This window comes from Paenibacillus sp. CECT 9249 (assembly GCF_918697855.1).
Classification (GTDB): Bacteria; Bacillota; Bacilli; order Paenibacillales; family Paenibacillaceae; genus MSJ-34.
This window is the reverse complement of record NZ_CAKKLI010000015.1, coordinates 1-19,531: the sequence shown is the minus strand read 5'-3', so window position 1 is coordinate 19,531 and position 19,531 is coordinate 1. Positions and strand designations below refer to the sequence as shown.

Genomic DNA, 19,531 nt, shown 5'->3' with positions numbered 1-19,531 from the left:
CGGGCATCATTCGCAAGCAAATAAGCCTGCTCCTCTATGAACGGAAGGAACAGGCTTTTTGGCCGATCGTTTATTTCCCGCAGCACTTCTTATACTTCAATCCGCTGCCGCAAGGACAAGGCTCGTTGCGGCCGATCTTCTTCGAGGCAATCTGCCCATTGACCAACACCTGAAAAGGTGCCTTCGTTGGCCGTTGACCGGAGGGTACGGATATCTCCCGCAATTCCATCGCAGTATGTCCGGCGTTCCTCCACAATCTCGTATGATTATGGATATCCGTGATCAGAGAGACGACTTTCTCCGCTTGCTTCATCGTATCGAATATAATATCTCTTCTCTCAAACTCGTAAATAATGTCCTGCAACGGGGCTTCCATCGAGCAAGCGAGTTGGACATCGTCAATTAAATATTCCACCATCTGTTGATCTTTGCACAAATGTTCGGAAACATATTTTTTCAAAGCCGTTAGTTGCGGGGTCATTTCGAAATATTGGTCGTCCGCATATTTAAGAAACTCGCTCTTGGGCGGAATGTAGAAAGGCTTCCCTTCTCTGTTGTGCAGAAACGTTTCAAGATCCCCTTTCTCTTCGACGCTCATTTCCACAATATGCCCGTTCTCATAGTAGAAGACCTGCTCTCTGGCGAGAAACTCGTCAAGATAACGGTCGAGTTCTTGCCTGGTCAGATGTTCGCTATTTTGTTCATTGAAAATGTCGATCAGCTTGTCCGGTTGAATAGCGCCATATAGATGGCTGGCCGCTAGTATATATTGATACACGAGTTGACGTCTCTCGCGCGATTTCGCGAATGTCTCGGTATTTAGCGCGGCGTACGCGGCTTTCACTTCGTCAGGCATAACCAAGTAAAACTTATGATCGGTAAAATAGCTGAACACCAGGCCCCTGTCTAAAAAATGACAATAATCTCCGTACGGGATGGTATTGTTTTGGATCGGACCATTCACCAGAGATTCAAACAGCTTCCACTCTTTGGGACTCGCAATATACAAAAAAGATTCTAAAAGATCAGGGGCGGTAATATATTGCACGAGCGCATCGACCAGATCTTCTTTGTTCATCTTGGAACGTCCGGCTGCGCCGTATTCGGATGCAAGCGCGGCCAGTCTCGCCTTCGTCAGGCTGCGAAGAGCTTCCGGCAAACGGGTCATTATATCGCCAATAATGGCATGTTGAATGTTTTTTTGTTCATATAAACTATTGTAATCTATCATTTGGCACCTCTCTACTTTTAAATCCGTTAACACTACCTTGTCTACATTATACATGAAAATAACCCGCTGTGCTGTGTTTGGAAACGGAGACGTTTGCTTGAGAAGGCCGGGTTTTCACTCTTCCGAAGGCAAATAAGGGATCGTAGGTCCGCTCGACTCATCTTTTCGCCCTTTTTCCCGAAACTAAAGGCTCTACGGTCCGCCAAACCCACGACAACGACGCGGCGCCTCCAATATAAAAAGGGATCGGAAAATCGATCCCTCCATGGTTACACCATAACTTTGCAAATATTGTTCGTAAATTCAAGCGGATCGTTGATCGGCAATCCTTCAATCAAGAGCGCTTGATTGTACAGCAGATTCGTGTACAAAGCGAACTTCTCTTTATCTTTCTCATAGGCGTCTTTTAACGATTGGAACACCTCATGATTAATGTTGATCTCAAGCACTTTGTCCGCTTTGACGTCTTGCCCGTTCGGCATCGCCTTCAGCACTTTTTCCATCTCGATCGATAACTCGCCTTCCGTAGAAAGGCATACGGGATGGGATTTGAGACGTTTGGACGCTTTTACGTTCTTCACTTGCTCCGACAGGATGCTCTTCATCGATTCGAAGAGATCCTTATTGCTTTCTTCTTCCGCACCGGCCTGCTTGTCGTCCGCCTCCGTCTCGATGCCGAGATCGCCGCTCGAAACCGACTTAAACTCTTTCTCTTTGTAGGTCATAATCATCTTGACGGCAAACTCGTCGATATCGTCCGTGAAATACAAGATTTCATAGCCTTTATCGGACACGAGCTCGGTTTGCGGAAGCTTCTCGATCCGTTCGATCGATTCTCCGGAAGCGTAGTAGATGAACTTCTGGTCTTCCGGCATTCTCGATACGTATTCGTCCAGCGTAACGAGCTTCTTCTCTTTGGAAGAATAGAACAGCAGCAAATCTTGCAATTCTTCCTTATGCGTTCCGTAATCGCTGTATACGCCGAATTTCAGTTGTCTGCCGAAAGCATTGTAGAACTTCTCGTATTTCTCACGGTCGTCTTTCAACAAGCTGAGCAATTGGCTTTTGATTTTGCTCTTAATATTTTTGGCGATTAGCGTCAATTGGCGGTCATGCTGCAACATTTCCCGAGAAATGTTGAGCGACAAATCTTCGGAATCGACCATCCCTTTGACGAAGCTATAATAATCGGGGAGCAAGTCCGCGCATTTGTTCATGATCAATACGCCGTTGGAATAGAGCTCCAGCCCTTTCTCATACTCTTTCGTGTAATAATCGAAAGGCGTATGCTCGGGAATAAACAAAATCGCGTTATATACGACCGCTCCGTCCGCTTTTATGTGAACATGCGTAAGCGGATTGTCGAAGCCGTAGCGTTTTTCATGGTAAAAGTTTTCGTAATCCTCTTGCTTCAGCTCGTTCTTGTTTTTGCGCCAGATCGGCACCATGCTGTTGATCGTTTGTTCTTCTTCGTATTCCTCGAATTCGTTCTCGCTGCCTTCTTTCGGGCGCTGCCCTTTCACATCCATCTTGATCGGATAACGGATAAAGTCCGAATATTTTTTGATGATTGATCTCAAACGGTATTCTTCCAAATATTCGTCGTACTGGTCGTCTTCCGTATTTTCTTTAATATGCAGCACGATTTCCGTTCCGACCGAATCCTTCTCGCTTGGCACGATCGTATAACCGTCTGCGCCCTCGGATTCCCATTTGAACGCTTCTTCGCTGCCTATAGCTTTGCTGACTACCGTCACTTTGTCCGCAACCATGAACGCGGAGTAGAAGCCGACGCCGAATTGGCCAATAATATTATGGCCGTCTTTGGCTTCGTTCTCGTTCTTGAACGCCAAGGAGCCGCTCTTTGCGATGACCCCCAAGTTGTTCTCCAGTTCTTCTTTCGTCATCCCGATCCCTGTGTCGGTAATGGTCAACGTTCTGCTCGCCTTGTCGGCAGCTACCTTAATATAATAATTCTCCTGATTAAACTCCAGATTCTCATCGGTCAACGCTTTGTAATAGATTTTATCGATCGCGTCGCTCGCATTCGAAATGAGCTCTCTTAAAAAGATTTCCTTCTGCGTATAAATCGAATTGATCATCATTTCCAGCAATCGTTTCGATTCCGCTTTGAATTGCTTTTTTGCCATGTGTGCAAGTCTCCTTTCCATACATTTAGCACTCCCACATCCAGAGTGCTAATTCTTCTTTTTATATAACATATATTGATGGGCAATGCAAGACGAGGCGGGGAATTTAACTTTGGCACTTTCCTTTTTCCGGACCGTTTGTCCGCTTGTATTCCATAACAAAAGCCGCACCCTTGGCTTCTCCTCCTAGGTACGGCCTTCGCATATTACAATGATTGCTGGCGTTGAATGAATTGCTCCACATCCGCTACGCTGGGCACGCTGCTTGCTCCGCCGATTCGTTGCGTCGCGAGCGCCCCGCAGGCGGAAGCAAACTGCAGACATCGCTCGGGCGAGTCCCCGTTTAGATAACTATAGATGAAACCGGCATTGAACGAATCGCCCGCTCCCGTCGTATCGATCGGAACGACGTTAAAGGCAGGCATCTGTATACATTCGCCTGACGGCGCTCGATAAAGCGCTCCTGCGGCGCCTCGTTTGACCGCTGCCGCTCCGTTTCCTTCGGGCAATTGTTCCAAGGCTTGCTCCGGCCGCTCCGCACCGTAAATCCGGTTCAATTCCACTTCGCTCGGTATGAATAACGTCGTCCACGGAAGCAGCTCGTTAATTTGGTCCCGGTGCCATTGTTCGTCGATATCCCATCCGGTATCGAACGAGGTGCTGATTCCGCGCTGTACGGCTTCCCGGAAGACGTCGCTCCAATGGTCCCTCATCGTTCGCTGCAAATAATAGGAACCGAAATGGATGTGGTCCGCCTGCTCGTACATTTCCTGCGGAAGATGTTCGGGCGACAGTTCGGAAATCGCCCCCATATACGTCAGCAAGGCGCGATCTTGCTCGGTGGAGAGCGACAACGTCACGCCGGTTTGCCTATTCGGATCGACCACGACATACCTCGTATCCACCTTCATCTTTTCCAACGCTTCCAAACAAAATCGCCCGTAATGATCGTCGCCGACGACGCTGACGAAGTAAACCTGTTGCCCGAGCCCGGCCAAGCCGCACGCCGTTATGGCGGAGGAGGAGCCGAGAACCATGCTGAAGCCGGAAAGGAGCTTCTCCTTATTCCATTCCGGCATGACGTCCTCCCCGGTCATAATCAAATCCACGTTCAATTCTCCAAGCACGAAAATATTGTTGGCCATCGCTATCCCTCTTTTTTGCACGATTCTATTTCAATTCCGGAATATAGTCTTTCTCCGCTTCGTACATTTCTTCGAACATCTCCTTGATTTCGTCCAAAGAGCATACGGCCGCCGTGAGCGGATCGATCATCAGCGCATGAATCGCCATCTCTTTATCCTTGTTGAGGACGGCGGATACGGCGAGTTCGAAGTAAGACATGTTGCTCTTGCACAATGCCGCCAAATGCTCCGGCAGCCTGCCGAAATGCGTCGGATGGACGCCGTTGCGGTCGACCATGCACGCCACTTCGACGATGCCGTCGCTTGGCAAATTGTCGATCAGCCCCGTATTCGGCACATTGCCGTAAATGACGCGCGGCGTGTTGTTGACTACCGCATCGATAATGACAGCAGCATATTCATTCGATGACGTCAAATCGAGTTCCTGCTCTCCCGATACTTTCTCCATAATGTTGCGGTCGTTCTCCGCTCTCCAGGTCGGCCAGTTGTTCGCATAGAAGCCTGTGCCTCCATTATAACCGACACCGCAATGACGGTCGATCAAATCTTGGCGCTTGCGGTAATACGGAATATATTCCGAGAAGTGGCCGCTCGATTCCGAGACGAACATGCCCAAGTGCGCCATCGCGTCCAAACGGACCGGGTCCTTTTTCAACAATTCCGGATCCTTCATCTTTTCTTTTAAGACGGGGTACATGTCTTTCCCTTGATGAGTCAGTTCGACAAACCACGACATATGATTGATGCCTCCCGCTCTCCACTTCAACTCCTCATACGGCACGCCCAAATATTCCGCAAGCTGCGAAGAAGTATTTTGAATCGAGTGACATAATCCGACGACAGGCACGGAAGTCGATTTGACGGTCGCCAGCGTTACCGCCGACATCGGATTCGTATAATTCAATATGATCGATTGCGGGCAATAACGCTCGATATCTCTCACGATTTCAAGCCATGCCGGAACCGTACGCAATGTTTTGAACAGGCCGCCCGGCCCGAGCGTGTCGCCGATGCATTGCTTGACGCCGTATTTCAAAGGAATCTCGTATTCATACTTGACCGTCTGCAGACCGGCCACTTCGATTTGGTTAATGACAAAATCCGAACCCGGCAGCACTTCCTTGCGATCGAGAGATGCGACGACCTTCCATCCGTTGTTCTTGACGGAGATCACTTTTTCGACAAGTTGCTTGGCAATTTCAAGCCGTTTCGCATCGATGTCGATCAAACCGATCGTCACATCTTCCCCCAACCCCGGAATGTTCGCAATATCGACAACGATGTACTGCGTAAAGGCGCTGCCCGCGCCTACAATGCTAATTTTCGTCATGTCCATCCTCCTCATCCTTGAACCCTTCTTTTTTTGGGCACAAATTTGATTTGTTTTGCGTCATTTTTGCCCCAAACTTTATACTTAGATTCTATCGCTTCGCCTTTTTTCTGTCAATGAGAAAAATTGCGTAATGGTCGTGTTTTTCAACATTTTAGAAACTCAAGGTTTATTGATTTGTTAGGAAAACGTTTGGGTAAAAGAAAAAAACTCCTTGCGGAGTTTCGATTTAATCGTTGCCATCAAAGTTTGTGGAAGATTGCCTTATTTTCAATTCATAGGGAAGAAGCACTTTGACGGGGATGTTGCTTCGTTCTTCCAAATAATCCGCAAGCAGGCGGGCGGCGGTCAGGCCGATTTCGTACTTCGGCACATGAATCGTCGATAAGGGAGGGGAGGTATACTGCGATAAGTCGATATTGTCTACGCCGACGAAAGCCATGTCCTGCGGAATGCGAAGCCCGTGTTCGGATGCGGCGCGCATCGCGGCGATAGCCATCACGTCGCTGGCCACGAAAAAGGCGGTCGGGATCGGCCCTCCCTGTTCCAACAGCCGTTTCATCGATTCATAACTGTTCTCGATTTGCCAGTGGGCGTCGATAATCCATGCTTCGTTCAGCTCCAGGCCGGCCTCCATTAAGGCGTAATAATAACCGCGAAATCTTTTTTCCCGACGAATGTTCTTCGACAGGCCGAGGCCGCCGATAAAGCCGATTTTGCAATGCCCTTGCGATATGAGATGGTCGACCGCGGTCTTGGCGGCGGAGATGCGGTCGTAAGAGACGGTTGGAATCGTCGGATCGTTCAGATCGACGCCGACGATGACATTCACGTTCTTTTTGAAATATTCATACAGTTTGCTGTCAATGCCTTCAACGATGATCAAGCCGTCGACGCGGATGTCTTTCATCACTTTCTGTTTGACGGCAGGGTTCTGCAGCTCGTCGATCGTATGAAGATACGACAATTCATAGCCTCTTTCCGCCAGTCCCTGCTGAATGCCCTTGACGACAAGCGAAAAATAAGGATTCGAGAAGTTCCCCTGCGGCACGGAAAGGATGGCGCCTGCTTTTTTGCCGGAGGATGGAGGCAAATCCTCGCCTTTGACGAGCTTCCTGGCCCAAACGTTCGGTTTATATCCCAGCTCTTCGACCGCTTTCCAAATTTTGTCCCGGGTCGCCGCGCTGACAACTTTGCTGTTGTCGTTATTGATGACTCTGGACACGGTGGAAATGGATACGCCTACCCGTTCCGCGATATCCTTTAATGTCGCCATAATACCAGCTCCTTCGGACACATCGATTGCCCAAACGTTTTACTGATGTTCATCATATCCATTTTTCTTCTTTCTTGTCAAATGGGGCGGGCGGTCAATTTGATAGATGGTTTGTAATGCGGTTTTATTCATTTCGATCGAATGTTTTCTAGACTCGGAGACCGATCATTGGAATATGTCCAATGACATTGGCAATTTCATGGTAAAAAACGGGGCTTCGTTGGAAATGATCCGACAGATTCAAGCCGTTTTTTCGTTTTTTAGCCGATTTGAGAAGTTTTTATTGGACAGATTCCAATGAAACGACGCATGATGCAATGTATAAGGATGAGTCGTTGGATCAATTCCAATGAACGGACGGAAAGCAGGTCATTACCGGGGGCGTTGTCAGGAACTTAAACTCCGTAAGTTTAAAAAAGACCGCTGAAGACGCATCTCCAGCGGTTGAATCGGAAGCTCAAAGAAAGGTTACATGTCACCTCCCCAATCTGCGTAATTGGTACAGTCTTGGAGATTAGATCAGTTGTACGTATCGGATGCAAGTTTCAAGCCTGCGTGCGAACGCTGGGGGGCCACCTTGTACAAAATACAACATTTCGTACCTTCTTCTTACGACCATGATGGCCATGTTGTAGTTTATACAACTTTTTGGGGTCAAAACGGGCCATCTTGCCGCTTCACTTGAGATTATGCTGCACAATGTGCAACATAGCGGCCCATGCTGCCTTTTCATCCCTCAGTATGTTGTATTTCTTACAACTTGTGCGTGCAGCCCCGAGTCGAACTTCACTGAATGAAACGCACTAACCCGCATTCCAGTTCGCAATCATGCCTCTGGCCATCTCCATATCGGCTTCTTTCCCGGTGACTAGCGCGAATTTGGCTGCCAGCGCCGGGTAAGCAGCCCATTGTTCGGCAATATGTTTATGCATGCGCGGCCGTACCTTGCCGCCCGCCTTCTCGTACCGCCGGAGCAAATCCCGAAGCCCTTCTTCGCCGAAGAGAGCATAGTAGATGACAAAATCTTTACCCGGATCGGCAACTTCCGCCTCCGTCCAATCAATGAATCCCGTCACGCGCTGCGTCTCGTCGACGAGAATGTGAGGCGGATGCAAGTCGCCATGGTTCAAGGTGGAATGTTCGGGCCAATAAGAATCCGTCGCCAGCCAGTCCGACCATCGTTCATGCAGTTGATCTGGGATCGTGAAGCTGCGCTTAATCTCCTCGATATTGTCGGCGAACGCCTTGCGGGCTTCTTGCGGCGCTTTGACGCGAATGCCCGCCTGGGCTGCCGCATCATGATCGGTATGATGCAGCGCGGCCAAAGCTTCGGCGAGCGAATCGAAGAAAACATCGGTGAGCGACTGCTGCTCATATCGCCAAACGTATCCGCTGCCCGCCGGATCTACCGTCGCGATCGGCTGCCCTTCAAGCAATGGGTACGCAATCAGCTCCGGCGTAACAATGCGCCAATCCGGCACATCGACCGGAAGCCTTTCTCCTACCAGCTTAAGCGCTTTATGCTCATTGTCCGCCCGCTCCCATACATCGGAACGCCTCGGCTTGCGGAGCACCCATGGCTTGCCGGCTTCATCCGCCGCGAACGCGACGAGGAAATCCATCCCCGACTCGTTGATTTCGACTCCTTCGGCTTTCAACCTTAGCCCATGTTGCGCTGCGGCGAGCAGCAATTCATTTATCGTCGATTGATTGGAATGTAATCTTGTCATTCGAACATGCACTCCTTTTATTCAGAAAAATAAAAAACACAGACGCATCGCCGCCTGTGCTTTTCGTAATCGAAAAAAGGAATATCCTCAACCGAAGGTTCATTCATACGCAAACCAAGAAGACGACTTTCCCCGTATTGTTTACAGAGACAGAGAAAGTCTTCTCCCGCACATATAAATTAACAAAAGTTCCCGTGGATAGGCATACCAATCTCGATTACTCCGCGCACAAGCAGAGTGACATAGCAAATTTGCAATGATTTGCATTAGTTGCTTATTCGAGAATGATCTATCACACGCGACCCTCCATTCGGTAAATTACAAGTACTATAACATGAGTGACATTTTATTCGCAAGCATTGATATGATTAAGGCTGATTCATAGTCAATTCCCATTGTAAATAAGGATAGGTTTGGTTCTCCTTCATCCCCCATATGCCGGGGAAAAGCCAACCGGCAAATGTCCCGCCTTTCTTCATCTCTGCGGTCGTCTTAGGCGTCCCTTTGCCCGTATCTGATTGTTTCGACACCTCTTGATCATAATAGGAGTCTGTCACGGACCCCGAATTTGTGCCGATCAACCCGCCTCTGTCGACAGCGCTGCTGCTAATCAATCCGGCGGCATACGAGTTGATGACGCGTCCTCCACTCTCATTATTACCCGCCAAACCTCCAACGGAAACCGTTCCTCCTACCACTTCTACGGTAGAATAAGAGTTTTCAATGGTGCCATAATTGCTTCCGACAAGGCCGCCGAATTCTCTATGGTTGGCTTCCGCCCTCCCAATCGCAAACGATTGGGAAATCGTTCCGCTATTCACACCCGCTAACCCGCCGGCAGCCAAAACGTTCATTGAATCAAGACGAATATCGGCCGACGATTGTTGCACAACGGCGCCCGATTCTATGATCCCTATCAATCCGCCGGTATAAAAGACATCTCCCTTTACAACGCCTTGCACATGAACGTTCTTTACCGTGCCGCCCCCCATAACGCTGATCAAGGAAGATGAGTTTATGCCCCCCTTCACGTTGACGCCGACTAATCTAAGGTTTTGAATGCGCGCTTGCCCGGCTGTCACCCCGAACAGCCCAATGTTACTAATACCTCCGGGATTATCGATGAACAGATTGCGAATCGCATGATTACGGCCGTCGAACGATCCGGTAAACGGACGATCGGCGCTTCCGATCCCCGACCATCCCGTTCCGGTATAATAATCCGTGCCCGCAAAGTCGATATCCGCTCCAAGAACAAAACTTGCGTTCAAATGATCGCGGACACGATCTAGCTGCGCGGCCGTCTTGATGACATACGGATCGGTTTCCGTACCGCTTCCGCTGTCGAAAGATTTGACTGGGATGGGATTGCTGCGCACGCTCACATTGCCAGCAGTAAACGAAAGAACGACCTCCGAGGCATCGCCCGTCAAGCCAAGATCCGCGAAAGCAGCGATACCTTCCATCGCTATGGCTGTCGTCATCCCAATCAATGCAGCGTTCCCTTCAGAGACCTGAGCCTGAACGATAAAAGGGAAGAATTTGGTCAGATTGCCGTAAGCGTCTGTTAAGCGGATTACCGGCTGCACATCGAACGCCTTGCCTTGGACCGCGCCGCTGGGTTGTGTGGCGATTTGCAGCTGTGCGAAATCGGAAACCGTTGGAGTTATAACGATCATTGCAGACAGAGAGACTCCTTCTACTGTAAATGACAATATTTGCGGCATCGCATGATGCAGCGCAAGTTGGGCCTCCGCAACGCCGTTCGTGAATTCAACGTCCACCGATGGAGACGCGCTTGCGATCGGCGCGCCGTTCCAAGCACCGAAACTGCCGTCCGGAGCGGCGGACATTCCCGACAGCTTCACAGTTTTGCGTCCGTTGAGATGGGAAACGATTTGACCGTCCTTATCTCTGACTGCAAAGCGCAACGTACTTGCCGCGCCCGCCTGCGGCGAAACGTTATCGACGCTTACCTGAAGCATGTACTCTCCCGGACTCGTAACCGTAACCGGAATCCTTGCGTTGAAATCGCCATAGGTGACCGCGATCTCGGTCATGCCGTCGCCAACGGAGGTTACGAGTCCGGCGCCCACCATAGCTATACTCTCATCTCCGCTCGACCAGAACGCCTCGGCTGTGACATCCCGGCTCGTTCCGTCGCTCCATTGCTCCGTCAACGTAATCTGGAGTTGCAGGCCAAGAGCGGCAAACGCGATAGAATTCGGGATATATTCATAACCCGTCACCGTTGGCTCCTCGATCACATCGACCGAAACCGGGATGCTCGCTGTAAATTCGCCGTATTCAACCGTAATATAAGTCGCTCCGTTACCGATAGGGGCAACCCGGCCCGCTTCCACCGTCGCTACATTCTCGTCCCCGCTCGACCAAGAAGCATCTGCCGTAACATCCCGGCTCGTTCCGTCACTCCATTGCTCCGTCAACGTAATTTGGCGTTGCCAGCCAAGATCGTCAAAAGCGATGGATTCCGGGGCGTACACATATCCCGTAACCGTCGGCTGCCGGCCGGCCTCGACCGAAACCGGAATGCTCGCTGTGAAATCGCCGTATTTCACAGCGATACGAGTCGTTCCGCTGCCGGACGAAGTCACGAGTCCCGCGTCGACCTTTGCAATGCTCTCATCACCGCTCGACCAAGAAGCATCAGCCGTCACGTCACGGCTCGTACCATCGCTCCATCGCTCCGTCAACGCAATCCGGATTTGCTCGTCAAGACCCGTAAACACGATCGATTCCGGGGTATACACATACCCCGTAACGCTAGGCTTCGGTTTTCCCGGTCCGGGAGACGAATCCGGCGCGGAAGAGGATGAGCTTGGACTCCCCGAAGAGGGACCGGGTCTGCCCTGTTTGATGATCCCTTCGCCAATGATCGTCACGCCCGCGTGAAGAATCGCTTGCTCAACCGTCGTTCCTTTGGCCAAATAGACGATTACCCCTGTAACTCCCTTTGCAGCCTCCAGTTTCATAATGTTCCCCGTCAACAATTCAATTCCAAGATTGCTGCCGTTAATGAATACGTTGTCGAAGTTTCCCCTCAACAGCACTTTGCCCTCTTTTGGCATATCTTCGGAAATGCGGAGGGAAACGAAACCTTGACCGGTAAGACCGTTTTCTTCCAAAATGGCGTCAGAATGTACAATCGTTTCGGCAATCGACGTTTCTCCGATAGCTGCGATCCGTACGGCTGCTCCCTGCTTCCGCACGGTCAGTTTCTCCAGTTTCGAATCTTTCACTTCGACGCTGTTCCGTCCTCCGCCGCGAACGACGGTCTCTCCCTCCGCCGTAACGCATTGCAGCGCAACGCTGCCCTCGCCAACGGACTCCGCAATCGTCAAGCTCCCTTTGATCCTCGTATTTTGCAGCGTAACGCCGGCCGCCGCAATGACGACATCGCCTTCAACCGTTCTCTCTCCTGAAGACGGCCCGTATGTACCTGCTTGATCAAATCGGAGTTGCGCTTCATCTTGATCTTTGGCCGCCACCGCCTTCGCCAGCCGATCCAATGAAACGACCGCTTCCGCGCGAGTCAATTGTTTCTGCGGGCCGAAGGTGCCGTCGGGATATCCTTGCATCCAGCCCATCGCCACCACGTCCTGTATTCGACCCGCACTCCAGGCGGGGATTTCGTCGCGAAACGCCATGCCCGCCTTTCCGTCCTCATGATCCTTCTCAAGCCGATCCGCTCCCACTCTGCTCAGAATGACCGCCGCCTCTTGCCTGCTGATCGGATCGCCAGGCTTCAGCGTCCCGTCCTCGTAACCGGTAATATATCCCGCCGCCACGGCCGCGGATACGGCCGGTACATACCATGCGTCGGAAGACATGTCTGTGAAGCGAGCATCCGCCTGCTCCCGGTATGGAGCAATATGGTGAATCAGCGCAATCCATTCCGCCCTAGTAATCGGTCGATCAGGTCGAACTGAGCCGTCGGGATATCCTGAAATCCACCCTTTTTCCATCCATTCGCGCAAAGCGGTTTCCGCCCAGTGGCCGTCAATATCCGACGAGCCTTTCGCCAAAGCCCCGTACACAGGGAAAATAGAAAATAGAAGCGTACAAATGACGACCAAAGCGACCGTGCGACGAATTCGTCCTGTATACCGCATAAGCATGAAGTTTCCCCCTCAATAAATTCAACAAAATTCGCAATGATCCCTCAATTATTATAAATCAAATCGTCATATAAAAAATCTACCCCCCGGTATAGAAAGGCAGATTTTTTTTACTTATCGATAGTTTTCTGAAACAGCCCCATTCATCCTTTGACAGAGCCGGCCACTACACCGTCAATAATATTTTTCTGCATAATCAAATAGAAAACGACCAAAGGCAGCGTCGCCAACACGAGCATCGGGAAGAACGAAGTCCAGTTGGTAGAGAAAGGGCCAACGTTCTTGTATACTTCCTGCAGCAGCACGGCCTTTTTAGGATCCTGCAAGAACAACAACGGTGTCATAAAATCATTCCAGACCGCAAGCGCATCGAGAATGGCCACCGTGGCTACAATCGGTTTCAATAACGGAAAGACGATGTTCCAAAACGTACGAAAAGTTCCATAACCGTCAATGGCGGCAGCTTCTTCCAACTCTACCGGCACCGTACCGATAAATCCTTTGAACAAATAGATCGAAAGAGGGAGATTGATACAGAATACGCTGATCAAAATGACGCCCGGCAAAGTGTTCATCAGTTGCAGTCCGGCAATGATTTTATATAACGGGATAATGGCGATCTGAAACGGGATAATGAGACCGACCATGAATATGGTAAACATCCACTTGTATATTTTTTTGTTGCTTCGAGCGATCACATAAGCCGCCATGGAGGAAACAACGATCAGTAGAATAACCGCGAAACCGGTAATGATCAGGTTGTTCATCAACGCTCGCGGGAAATTCATCGCGGCAAGGGCGTTGCTATAGTTGTCGAACGTCAAGCTCCTCGGCAACCCTAGCGGACTGGCAGCAGCTTCATCGGGAGTTTTGAAGGTCGTCACGATCAAATAATAGATGGGGACCAGCATGACAGCTCCAATTAGGGCAAAGAGAAGGTTTACGGATACATTCCCGATTTGTCGTTTGTTTATCATGATAGCCGCTCCTCCCATTTATTCAACAAGAAGGTAATGATCTTCGTCATGACAAATACGATGACAAAAAACACGACGGCAATGGCGCAGGCATAAGCGTTCCGCCCGGTATTGAATCCTTCTCGAATCATCGTTGTCATAATCGTTTCCGTCGCATAGCCGGGGCCGCCTTTGGTCATGGCAAAAATGACGTCGAACACTTTCAAGCCTCCGATCAAGCTCATCAGAATATTAAAGGAAGCTGCAGGATAAAGCAGCGGCAAGGTTATGCGCCGAAACGTCTGCATTTTGCCGGCGCCGTCGATCTCGGCGGCTTCATACAGCGATGCGTCAATGCTTTTCAAATTAGCGATATAAATGACCATGCTCCACCCTGTCCATTGCCAGACCTGTGTCGACAAAACGGAATATAATGCAATCCTGTCGTCGCCCAACCAATTGACCGGATCGCCTCCGAAAAACTGCACGATATTGTTCAAGAGCCCATAATCCGCCGAAGTCATAATGTACTGGAATAAATAACCGACAACCAGAACGCTCAGGACGGCAGGGAAAAAGAAGATGGATTTCACGATGCCGGACATCAACCGGTTTCGATTCAGCAGCACCGCAAATACAATCGACAGCGCGTTTTGCACGATGGTGATGACCAGTGCATAGATGATGGAATGTTTAATGGCTGCCATGTTCTTCATATCCGCAAATAATTGCGTATAGTTATCGAGGCCGACAAATTGAAAGTTCGGTTTGTAAACCGACCAGTTCGTCACGCTATAGGCAAAACTCATCATCGTAGGCAAAATAAAGAGCATTACGAAACCGATAAAAGCCGGGAGTATCATCAACAGAAAAGTTCGATCTCTTCGCTTGGCAATCACTTCTGTTACTCCACCCTTTCCAATGAAGTGCTAGAACAAACCGGAGTGCGGAGATTCGCAATCCGGTTTGTTTTTTTGTTTATTTCGGCTTATTCCAACGTTTTCCGCATCGTATCATTGATGTTGTCGGCATCTTCCAAAGCCTGTTTCACCGTTTTCATACCTGCAAGCACTTCTTGCAGCGATTTGCCGTATCCTTCGACAATCGGATTGCCGGAAATCCAGACGGCGGTCCAAGGCGCGTATACGTTGCCTGCTTTGAACGCTTCCTCGCAATCGGCGTAGACTTCGCCCAAATCAATGTCCACGCCTTTAAGAAACGAACTTCCGGCGTTATCTTTAACCAGTGCTTGCTGCGCCTCCGGCGTCGCGGTAAGCTCCAAAATTTGCAACGCTTCAGCCTTATGGGCTGTCTTGGCATTGATCGCCAAGGCGGAACCCGGCCCGCCTACCAACCAGCCCGGGCCTTCCGTCAGACCCGGAAACGGGAACATGCCGAGTTCGAGGTCGGGATTCTTCTTCATGATCGTGACCTCGTCCCAAGGCCCGCTTTCAAACATTGCGGCTTTGCCGGTAGCAAATTCATCAAGCGCCTGGTCGTTGCTCAGACCCAGCATGTCTTTGGTCAGGATTCCTTCGGTAATAACGCGCGACCATTGTTCCACATAGGGCAGCCAGGCTTCCGCAAGCTTAACCTCTCCCCTATTAAATCGCTCGTCGAAATCTTGGTTCTCCGGATTCGAATAAAATTCGTTATTCACCAGCCCGATGCTCTGTTTCATCATAGGCTCCCAGGATTGCGCACCCATCGTTTGAGGCTTAATGCCTTTGGCGGATAAATCCTTATGAATCTGGATAAATTCATCGAACGTTCTCGGAATCTTGATATCGTTCTCACGGAAGATTGCTTTATTATAGTAAATCCCCTCGTGCCAACTCTGCAACGGCGCAGCGTAAACTTTCCCGTTCACGGAAAATGGAGTTAGACCGGACTGAACATACTTGGAAGTAAAACTCTCGTCGGTAAGCTCCATTAAATGGCCCGCACTGGCAAGCAGTCTGGTCTCACCGCCAACCTCGATGATGTCCGGGCCCTGCCCGGCCTGCAGTTGGGAATTCAGCACATTGTTGAAATTGTCCAGCGAAACAAATTCGAATACAACTTTAATATTCGGCAACTTCTCCTCCAGCATCTTCAAATAAGTGGCGCGCGTAGATTCCGGATTATAGCCCATAATGCGAATTTCCACTTGCTCCTCCTTATCCGCCTTGCCGGAAGGCGATGATCCGGAAGAATTACCGGCAGATTGGCCGTTTCCGCATCCGGCGACAATGGAAGTTGCCAATACCGCGCTAAGAAGCATGGGTAACCATCTCTTCTTCATTCATTTTTCCCCCTGTCTCGTAACTTGATCTTACCTTCAGCATCATCATATCAACTGCCCCGGCACCTATGAAGGAACTCTATTCTCGTTTTATAGCATTAAATTAATGAACTGTTCACCCGATTCCATGCACACGAAATCGATTTTGAAATCGGTTACAACAATATTACGATTGCTTTCGAATTTCTTGCATATTATTACGCTGCGCTTCGGCCGCACGGAATTCATTCGGCGTAAGCCCGGTGCTTTTCTTGAATAGTTTGGAGAAATAACTCGGATTATCATATCCCACCATATAGGCGATCTCGTAGCTCTTCAGGTCGGTCGCGCTTAACAATTCTTTCGATTTATTTAGGCGAACATCCGTTAAATACGCCCATAAGTTTTGCCCGGTTTCCCGTTTGAACAAATAACTGAAATAATTTTTACTGACTGCGAGACGGTTGCATATTTCCTCCAAAGACAAATTTCGATCGTAATGGTCATGTAAATATTGAATCCCCGCTTCCACTAAAGCGCTGTATTTAGGTCTGTCCGCATTCGGATTTTCCGAGATCGCAAACAGCAATCGCTTCATAAATCCGCTCATCTCTTCTGCTTTCGTGATTTGAGATATATCTTTATAGCTTATATTGAGAATATACCGCGTATCCGGCGTGAGCTTATTCTCGGCAATAAGTTTGTCGCGAACCGCAGAGACGGCGTTGTAGCAAAATTCAAAGAAAAGATGGAGCGAAGCGGGATCCGCTTTGCAAGACATAAGCAGCACTTCGTCCACAATCTGCGCCGCTTGCCGGATATCGTTACGTTGTAAAGCAGCCATCATATTTTGGGTAAACGGCAATAATTCCATCTGTTCAAATCGGGTTTCCTCGCAGTTATACCCGTATCCCAATATTCGTTCCTCCCCAATATAAAAACTGTAGCGGCTCAAATGACGCAAGCGATCGAATAGACGCGGCAATTCGTTGATCCCGCTTCCGAGTTGGCTGAAACAAACATAAACCTCCATCCGAATCTCTTCGGCGAAGAAAGAAACCATCTGTTCGGCGCAAAGCGGCAGCCGGCTGGAATCGCATCCGGAGAGTATGGCGGTCCAGACGTATTCCTCATAATCGAAAAGCGTGCTTATGCCGAATCGATTCATAACGGCAGCCATGCGTTCCATGATAAAACCCATCTGCGCATCCAATTGAACACTGTTTTCGATGTAATCATTGATGGAATGATCGCTAAGAACAAAGCTGAACAGGGCATAGGAATTAAGATCGATGTCCAGATTGACGGCGCTTTTGGCAGCTGCCAGAGGGTTGGTTCCTGTGCTCATATAACGGTACAATACTTGTTTTTCGTGCTGAATCCGATTTTTTGCCGCATTTTTTTCCGCCGCTTTTTTATCGCTGATTTTCGTTGCAATTTTTTGCAATGTACGTTCCAATTCGAACTCGTCTACAGGCTTTAAAATATAGTTCGAGCAACCAAGCTCAATCGCTTTTTTAACATAATCGAAATCGGCATAGGCGCTAATTAAGATAAACTCGGTCTCGGGATTCACTTCTCTTATTTTTCTTATAAAATCCAGGCCATTCAATTGAGGCATCTTAATATCCGTAATAATAATATTGGGGGTTTGTTTATAACATTGATTCAACGCTTCCAGTCCATTGTGCGCAGTGCCGATGATGCGAATCCCCAAGCTTTCCCAGTCCAAAATATGTTCCAACATTTTAACCGATAATATTTCATCATCCACGATGAGGGCCGATAACATACTGATTCTCCTTCCTTTTAGGAATCGTAATGACAATACTGGTATTCATGCCTTCCCTGGAAAACACTTTTAAGCCCGCATGCGGGCCAAAGCAGCTTTTTAACCGCTGATTCAAGTTCAACAGGCCAATACTCTTCTTTTGTTTGTAGGAATCTTGACTCGAGAGCATCTCATTAAGACGAGCCACTTCGTATGCATCGACAACCGAACCGTTATTGGCAACCGCGATATAAAATTCGTTCTCCGTATCTTCCGTCACGATAGCAATATGCCCTTCCCATTGCTGCTGAAAGCCATGTTCAATGGCGTTCTCCACAAGCGGCTGAATCATCAGTTTAGGAACCAAGAAACTTCGGAGCCGCTCGTCGCAATCGATCTGGTACGTGATCCGATTATTAAAACGAATGTTCTGGAGCAATATATAATTTTCCGTATAGGCCAATTCCTGTTCCAACTCCACTTGTTCGTATGGATTATAGACAGAGTAGGAGAGGATTTTCCCTAATAACGTAGTCGCTCTGGAAATGGATTCCACATCGCCGCATACCGCCATTGCCTTAATCGATTGCAGCACATTGTTCAGAAAATGCGGATTAATCTGATGCTGCAACACTTTAAACTGTTCCGTGGCCAGCTTTTTTTGTTCTTCTACGATTTCATTGGTCAATTGATTCATATTCGTTAACATATGTTCCGCGGTGGCGGCGATGGTATTAATTTCAACGCTTTTGGATTCCTGAAAGACAACATCCCGATTCCCCGCGGCGATCTCGTTGAATTTCGCAATCAGACCGTGCATCGGAACCAGAATCGATCTGGAGATCCATCCGGAGAAAAGAAGGACGAGGATGCAAGCGATTACAATGACCGTCATCACAAAAGTCGTATTGGTGTGGCGCATTTGTTCGATTTCGGTAAGCGGCATAATGCCCAGAATAGACCATCCGGAAATAGGCGATGTTTCATTGACGACAAGATAAGATACAGGGTTGTCCTTGCTCTTGGGCAGAACGAAAGATTTGGTCTGTTCCGTTAACGCTCTGGTTATTTCTTCTTTCTGGCTTTGCGAAAGCCGGCTGTTGTCGGCAAAATGGACGGGATGGATGCCGTCAAAGATCGCAATTTGAGTACTTCCCTTTCCGCTTCTGTCCGAAATGATCGGATCGAGGTTGAAATCGCACATTAAATACGCGCGTTTGGATAGATTGTATGGATTTGCATCGAAAATAGGCGTAATGATCGACACCGTCTCATCGCTCCAATGGTTGAGCAGATAGTCGGTAGAATGGAAGTTGGTGAAGCGGACAAATTGATCCTCGCTGACCGCGGCCTTCGCAAACCATTCCTGTTCGCCGAAATTATAGCCTTTAACCGGGGTACTGCCGTAATAATATAAACCTAAATTTCGAAAGTACCGTTCATTGAAAACATAAAAAAGTGCCCAAATCTTTGGTAGAATGGTGTTTGTCGAGAACACTACACCCAAAGAGAGGAGCACCTTTTAGGTGAAGTCTACCAC

General features: G+C 49.0%; 12 protein-coding genes. All 12 read right to left on the bottom strand.

Annotation, left to right across the window (positions count from 1 at the left end):
• Positions 1-70: 70 nt before the first annotated feature.
• A complete protein-coding gene (locus LQ229_RS13095; RefSeq protein ID WP_230191956.1) occupies positions 71-1,231 on the bottom strand; it encodes an SEC-C metal-binding domain-containing protein in 1,161 nt (386 codons plus the stop codon).
• 269 nt (positions 1,232-1,500) lie between these two features.
• Positions 1,501-3,381, bottom strand: coding sequence for a molecular chaperone HtpG (gene htpG, locus LQ229_RS13090; protein WP_216540181.1), 1,881 nt, complete (start codon positions 3,379-3,381; stop codon positions 1,501-1,503).
• A gap of 206 nt (positions 3,382-3,587) precedes the next feature.
• Positions 3,588-4,526 (bottom strand): carbohydrate kinase family protein, encoded by a 939-nt coding sequence (locus tag LQ229_RS13085; protein ID WP_216540182.1) that lies wholly within the window; start codon positions 4,524-4,526, stop codon positions 3,588-3,590.
• 25 nt (positions 4,527-4,551) lie between these two features.
• Positions 4,552-5,856 (bottom strand): alpha-galactosidase, encoded by a 1,305-nt coding sequence (melA, locus tag LQ229_RS13080; protein WP_230191955.1) that lies wholly within the window; start codon positions 5,854-5,856, stop codon positions 4,552-4,554.
• Positions 5,857-6,085: 229 nt separating this feature from the next.
• Positions 6,086-7,132 (bottom strand): LacI family DNA-binding transcriptional regulator, encoded by a 1,047-nt coding sequence (locus LQ229_RS13075; protein ID WP_216540184.1) that lies wholly within the window; start codon positions 7,130-7,132, stop codon positions 6,086-6,088.
• An 803-nt stretch (positions 7,133-7,935) separates the two neighbouring features.
• A complete protein-coding gene (locus LQ229_RS13070) occupies positions 7,936-8,862 on the bottom strand; it encodes a macrolide 2'-phosphotransferase (protein ID WP_230191954.1) in 927 nt (308 codons plus the stop codon).
• Between the two features lie 368 nt (positions 8,863-9,230).
• The gene (locus LQ229_RS13065; protein ID WP_230191953.1) at positions 9,231-13,001 is read right to left on the bottom strand and encodes an S-layer homology domain-containing protein; all 3,771 of its coding nucleotides are present in this window, start codon (positions 12,999-13,001) and stop codon (positions 9,231-9,233) included.
• Between the two features lie 143 nt (positions 13,002-13,144).
• Complete coding sequence (locus LQ229_RS13060; RefSeq protein WP_230191952.1) at positions 13,145-13,978, bottom strand: carbohydrate ABC transporter permease; 834 nt, start codon at positions 13,976-13,978, stop codon at positions 13,145-13,147.
• Positions 13,975-14,856: a sugar ABC transporter permease gene (locus LQ229_RS13055; protein WP_216540188.1), complete on the bottom strand. Its 882-nt coding sequence runs from the start codon at positions 14,854-14,856 to the stop codon at positions 13,975-13,977. The genes LQ229_RS13060 and LQ229_RS13055 overlap by 4 nt, the downstream gene beginning before the upstream one ends.
• Positions 14,857-14,945: 89 nt before the next feature.
• Entirely contained in the window at positions 14,946-16,241 is a 1,296-nt protein-coding gene (locus LQ229_RS13050; RefSeq protein ID WP_230191951.1) for an extracellular solute-binding protein, read from the bottom strand.
• Positions 16,242-16,407: 166 nt separating this feature from the next.
• A complete protein-coding gene (locus LQ229_RS13045; protein ID WP_216540190.1) occupies positions 16,408-18,012 on the bottom strand; it encodes a response regulator in 1,605 nt (534 codons plus the stop codon).
• Positions 17,987-19,489 (bottom strand): histidine kinase, encoded by a 1,503-nt coding sequence (locus LQ229_RS13040; protein ID WP_230191995.1) that lies wholly within the window; start codon positions 19,487-19,489, stop codon positions 17,987-17,989. Before LQ229_RS13040 ends, LQ229_RS13045 begins: the two co-directional genes overlap by 26 nt.
• Positions 19,490-19,531 lie beyond the last annotated feature (42 nt).

Coding starts and splice junctions, on each gene's coding strand:
- LQ229_RS13095 (WP_230191956.1), bottom strand. CDS start 1,231: ATGATAGATTACAATAGTTTATATGAACAAAAAAACATTCAACATGCC.
- htpG (WP_216540181.1), bottom strand. CDS start 3,381: ATGGCAAAAAAGCAATTCAAAGCGGAATCGAAACGATTGCTGGAAATG.
- LQ229_RS13085 (WP_216540182.1), bottom strand. CDS start 4,526: ATGGCCAACAATATTTTCGTGCTTGGAGAATTGAACGTGGATTTGATT.
- melA (WP_230191955.1), bottom strand. CDS start 5,856: ATGACGAAAATTAGCATTGTAGGCGCGGGCAGCGCCTTTACGCAGTAC.
- LQ229_RS13075 (WP_216540184.1), bottom strand. CDS start 7,132: ATGGCGACATTAAAGGATATCGCGGAACGGGTAGGCGTATCCATTTCC.
- LQ229_RS13070 (WP_230191954.1), bottom strand. CDS start 8,862: ATGACAAGATTACATTCCAATCAATCGACGATAAATGAATTGCTGCTC.
- LQ229_RS13065 (WP_230191953.1), bottom strand. CDS start 13,001: ATGCTTATGCGGTATACAGGACGAATTCGTCGCACGGTCGCTTTGGTC.
- LQ229_RS13060 (WP_230191952.1), bottom strand. CDS start 13,978: ATGATAAACAAACGACAAATCGGGAATGTATCCGTAAACCTTCTCTTT.
- LQ229_RS13050 (WP_230191951.1), bottom strand. CDS start 16,241: ATGAAGAAGAGATGGTTACCCATGCTTCTTAGCGCGGTATTGGCAACT.
- LQ229_RS13045 (WP_216540190.1), bottom strand. CDS start 18,012: ATGTTATCGGCCCTCATCGTGGATGATGAAATATTATCGGTTAAAATG.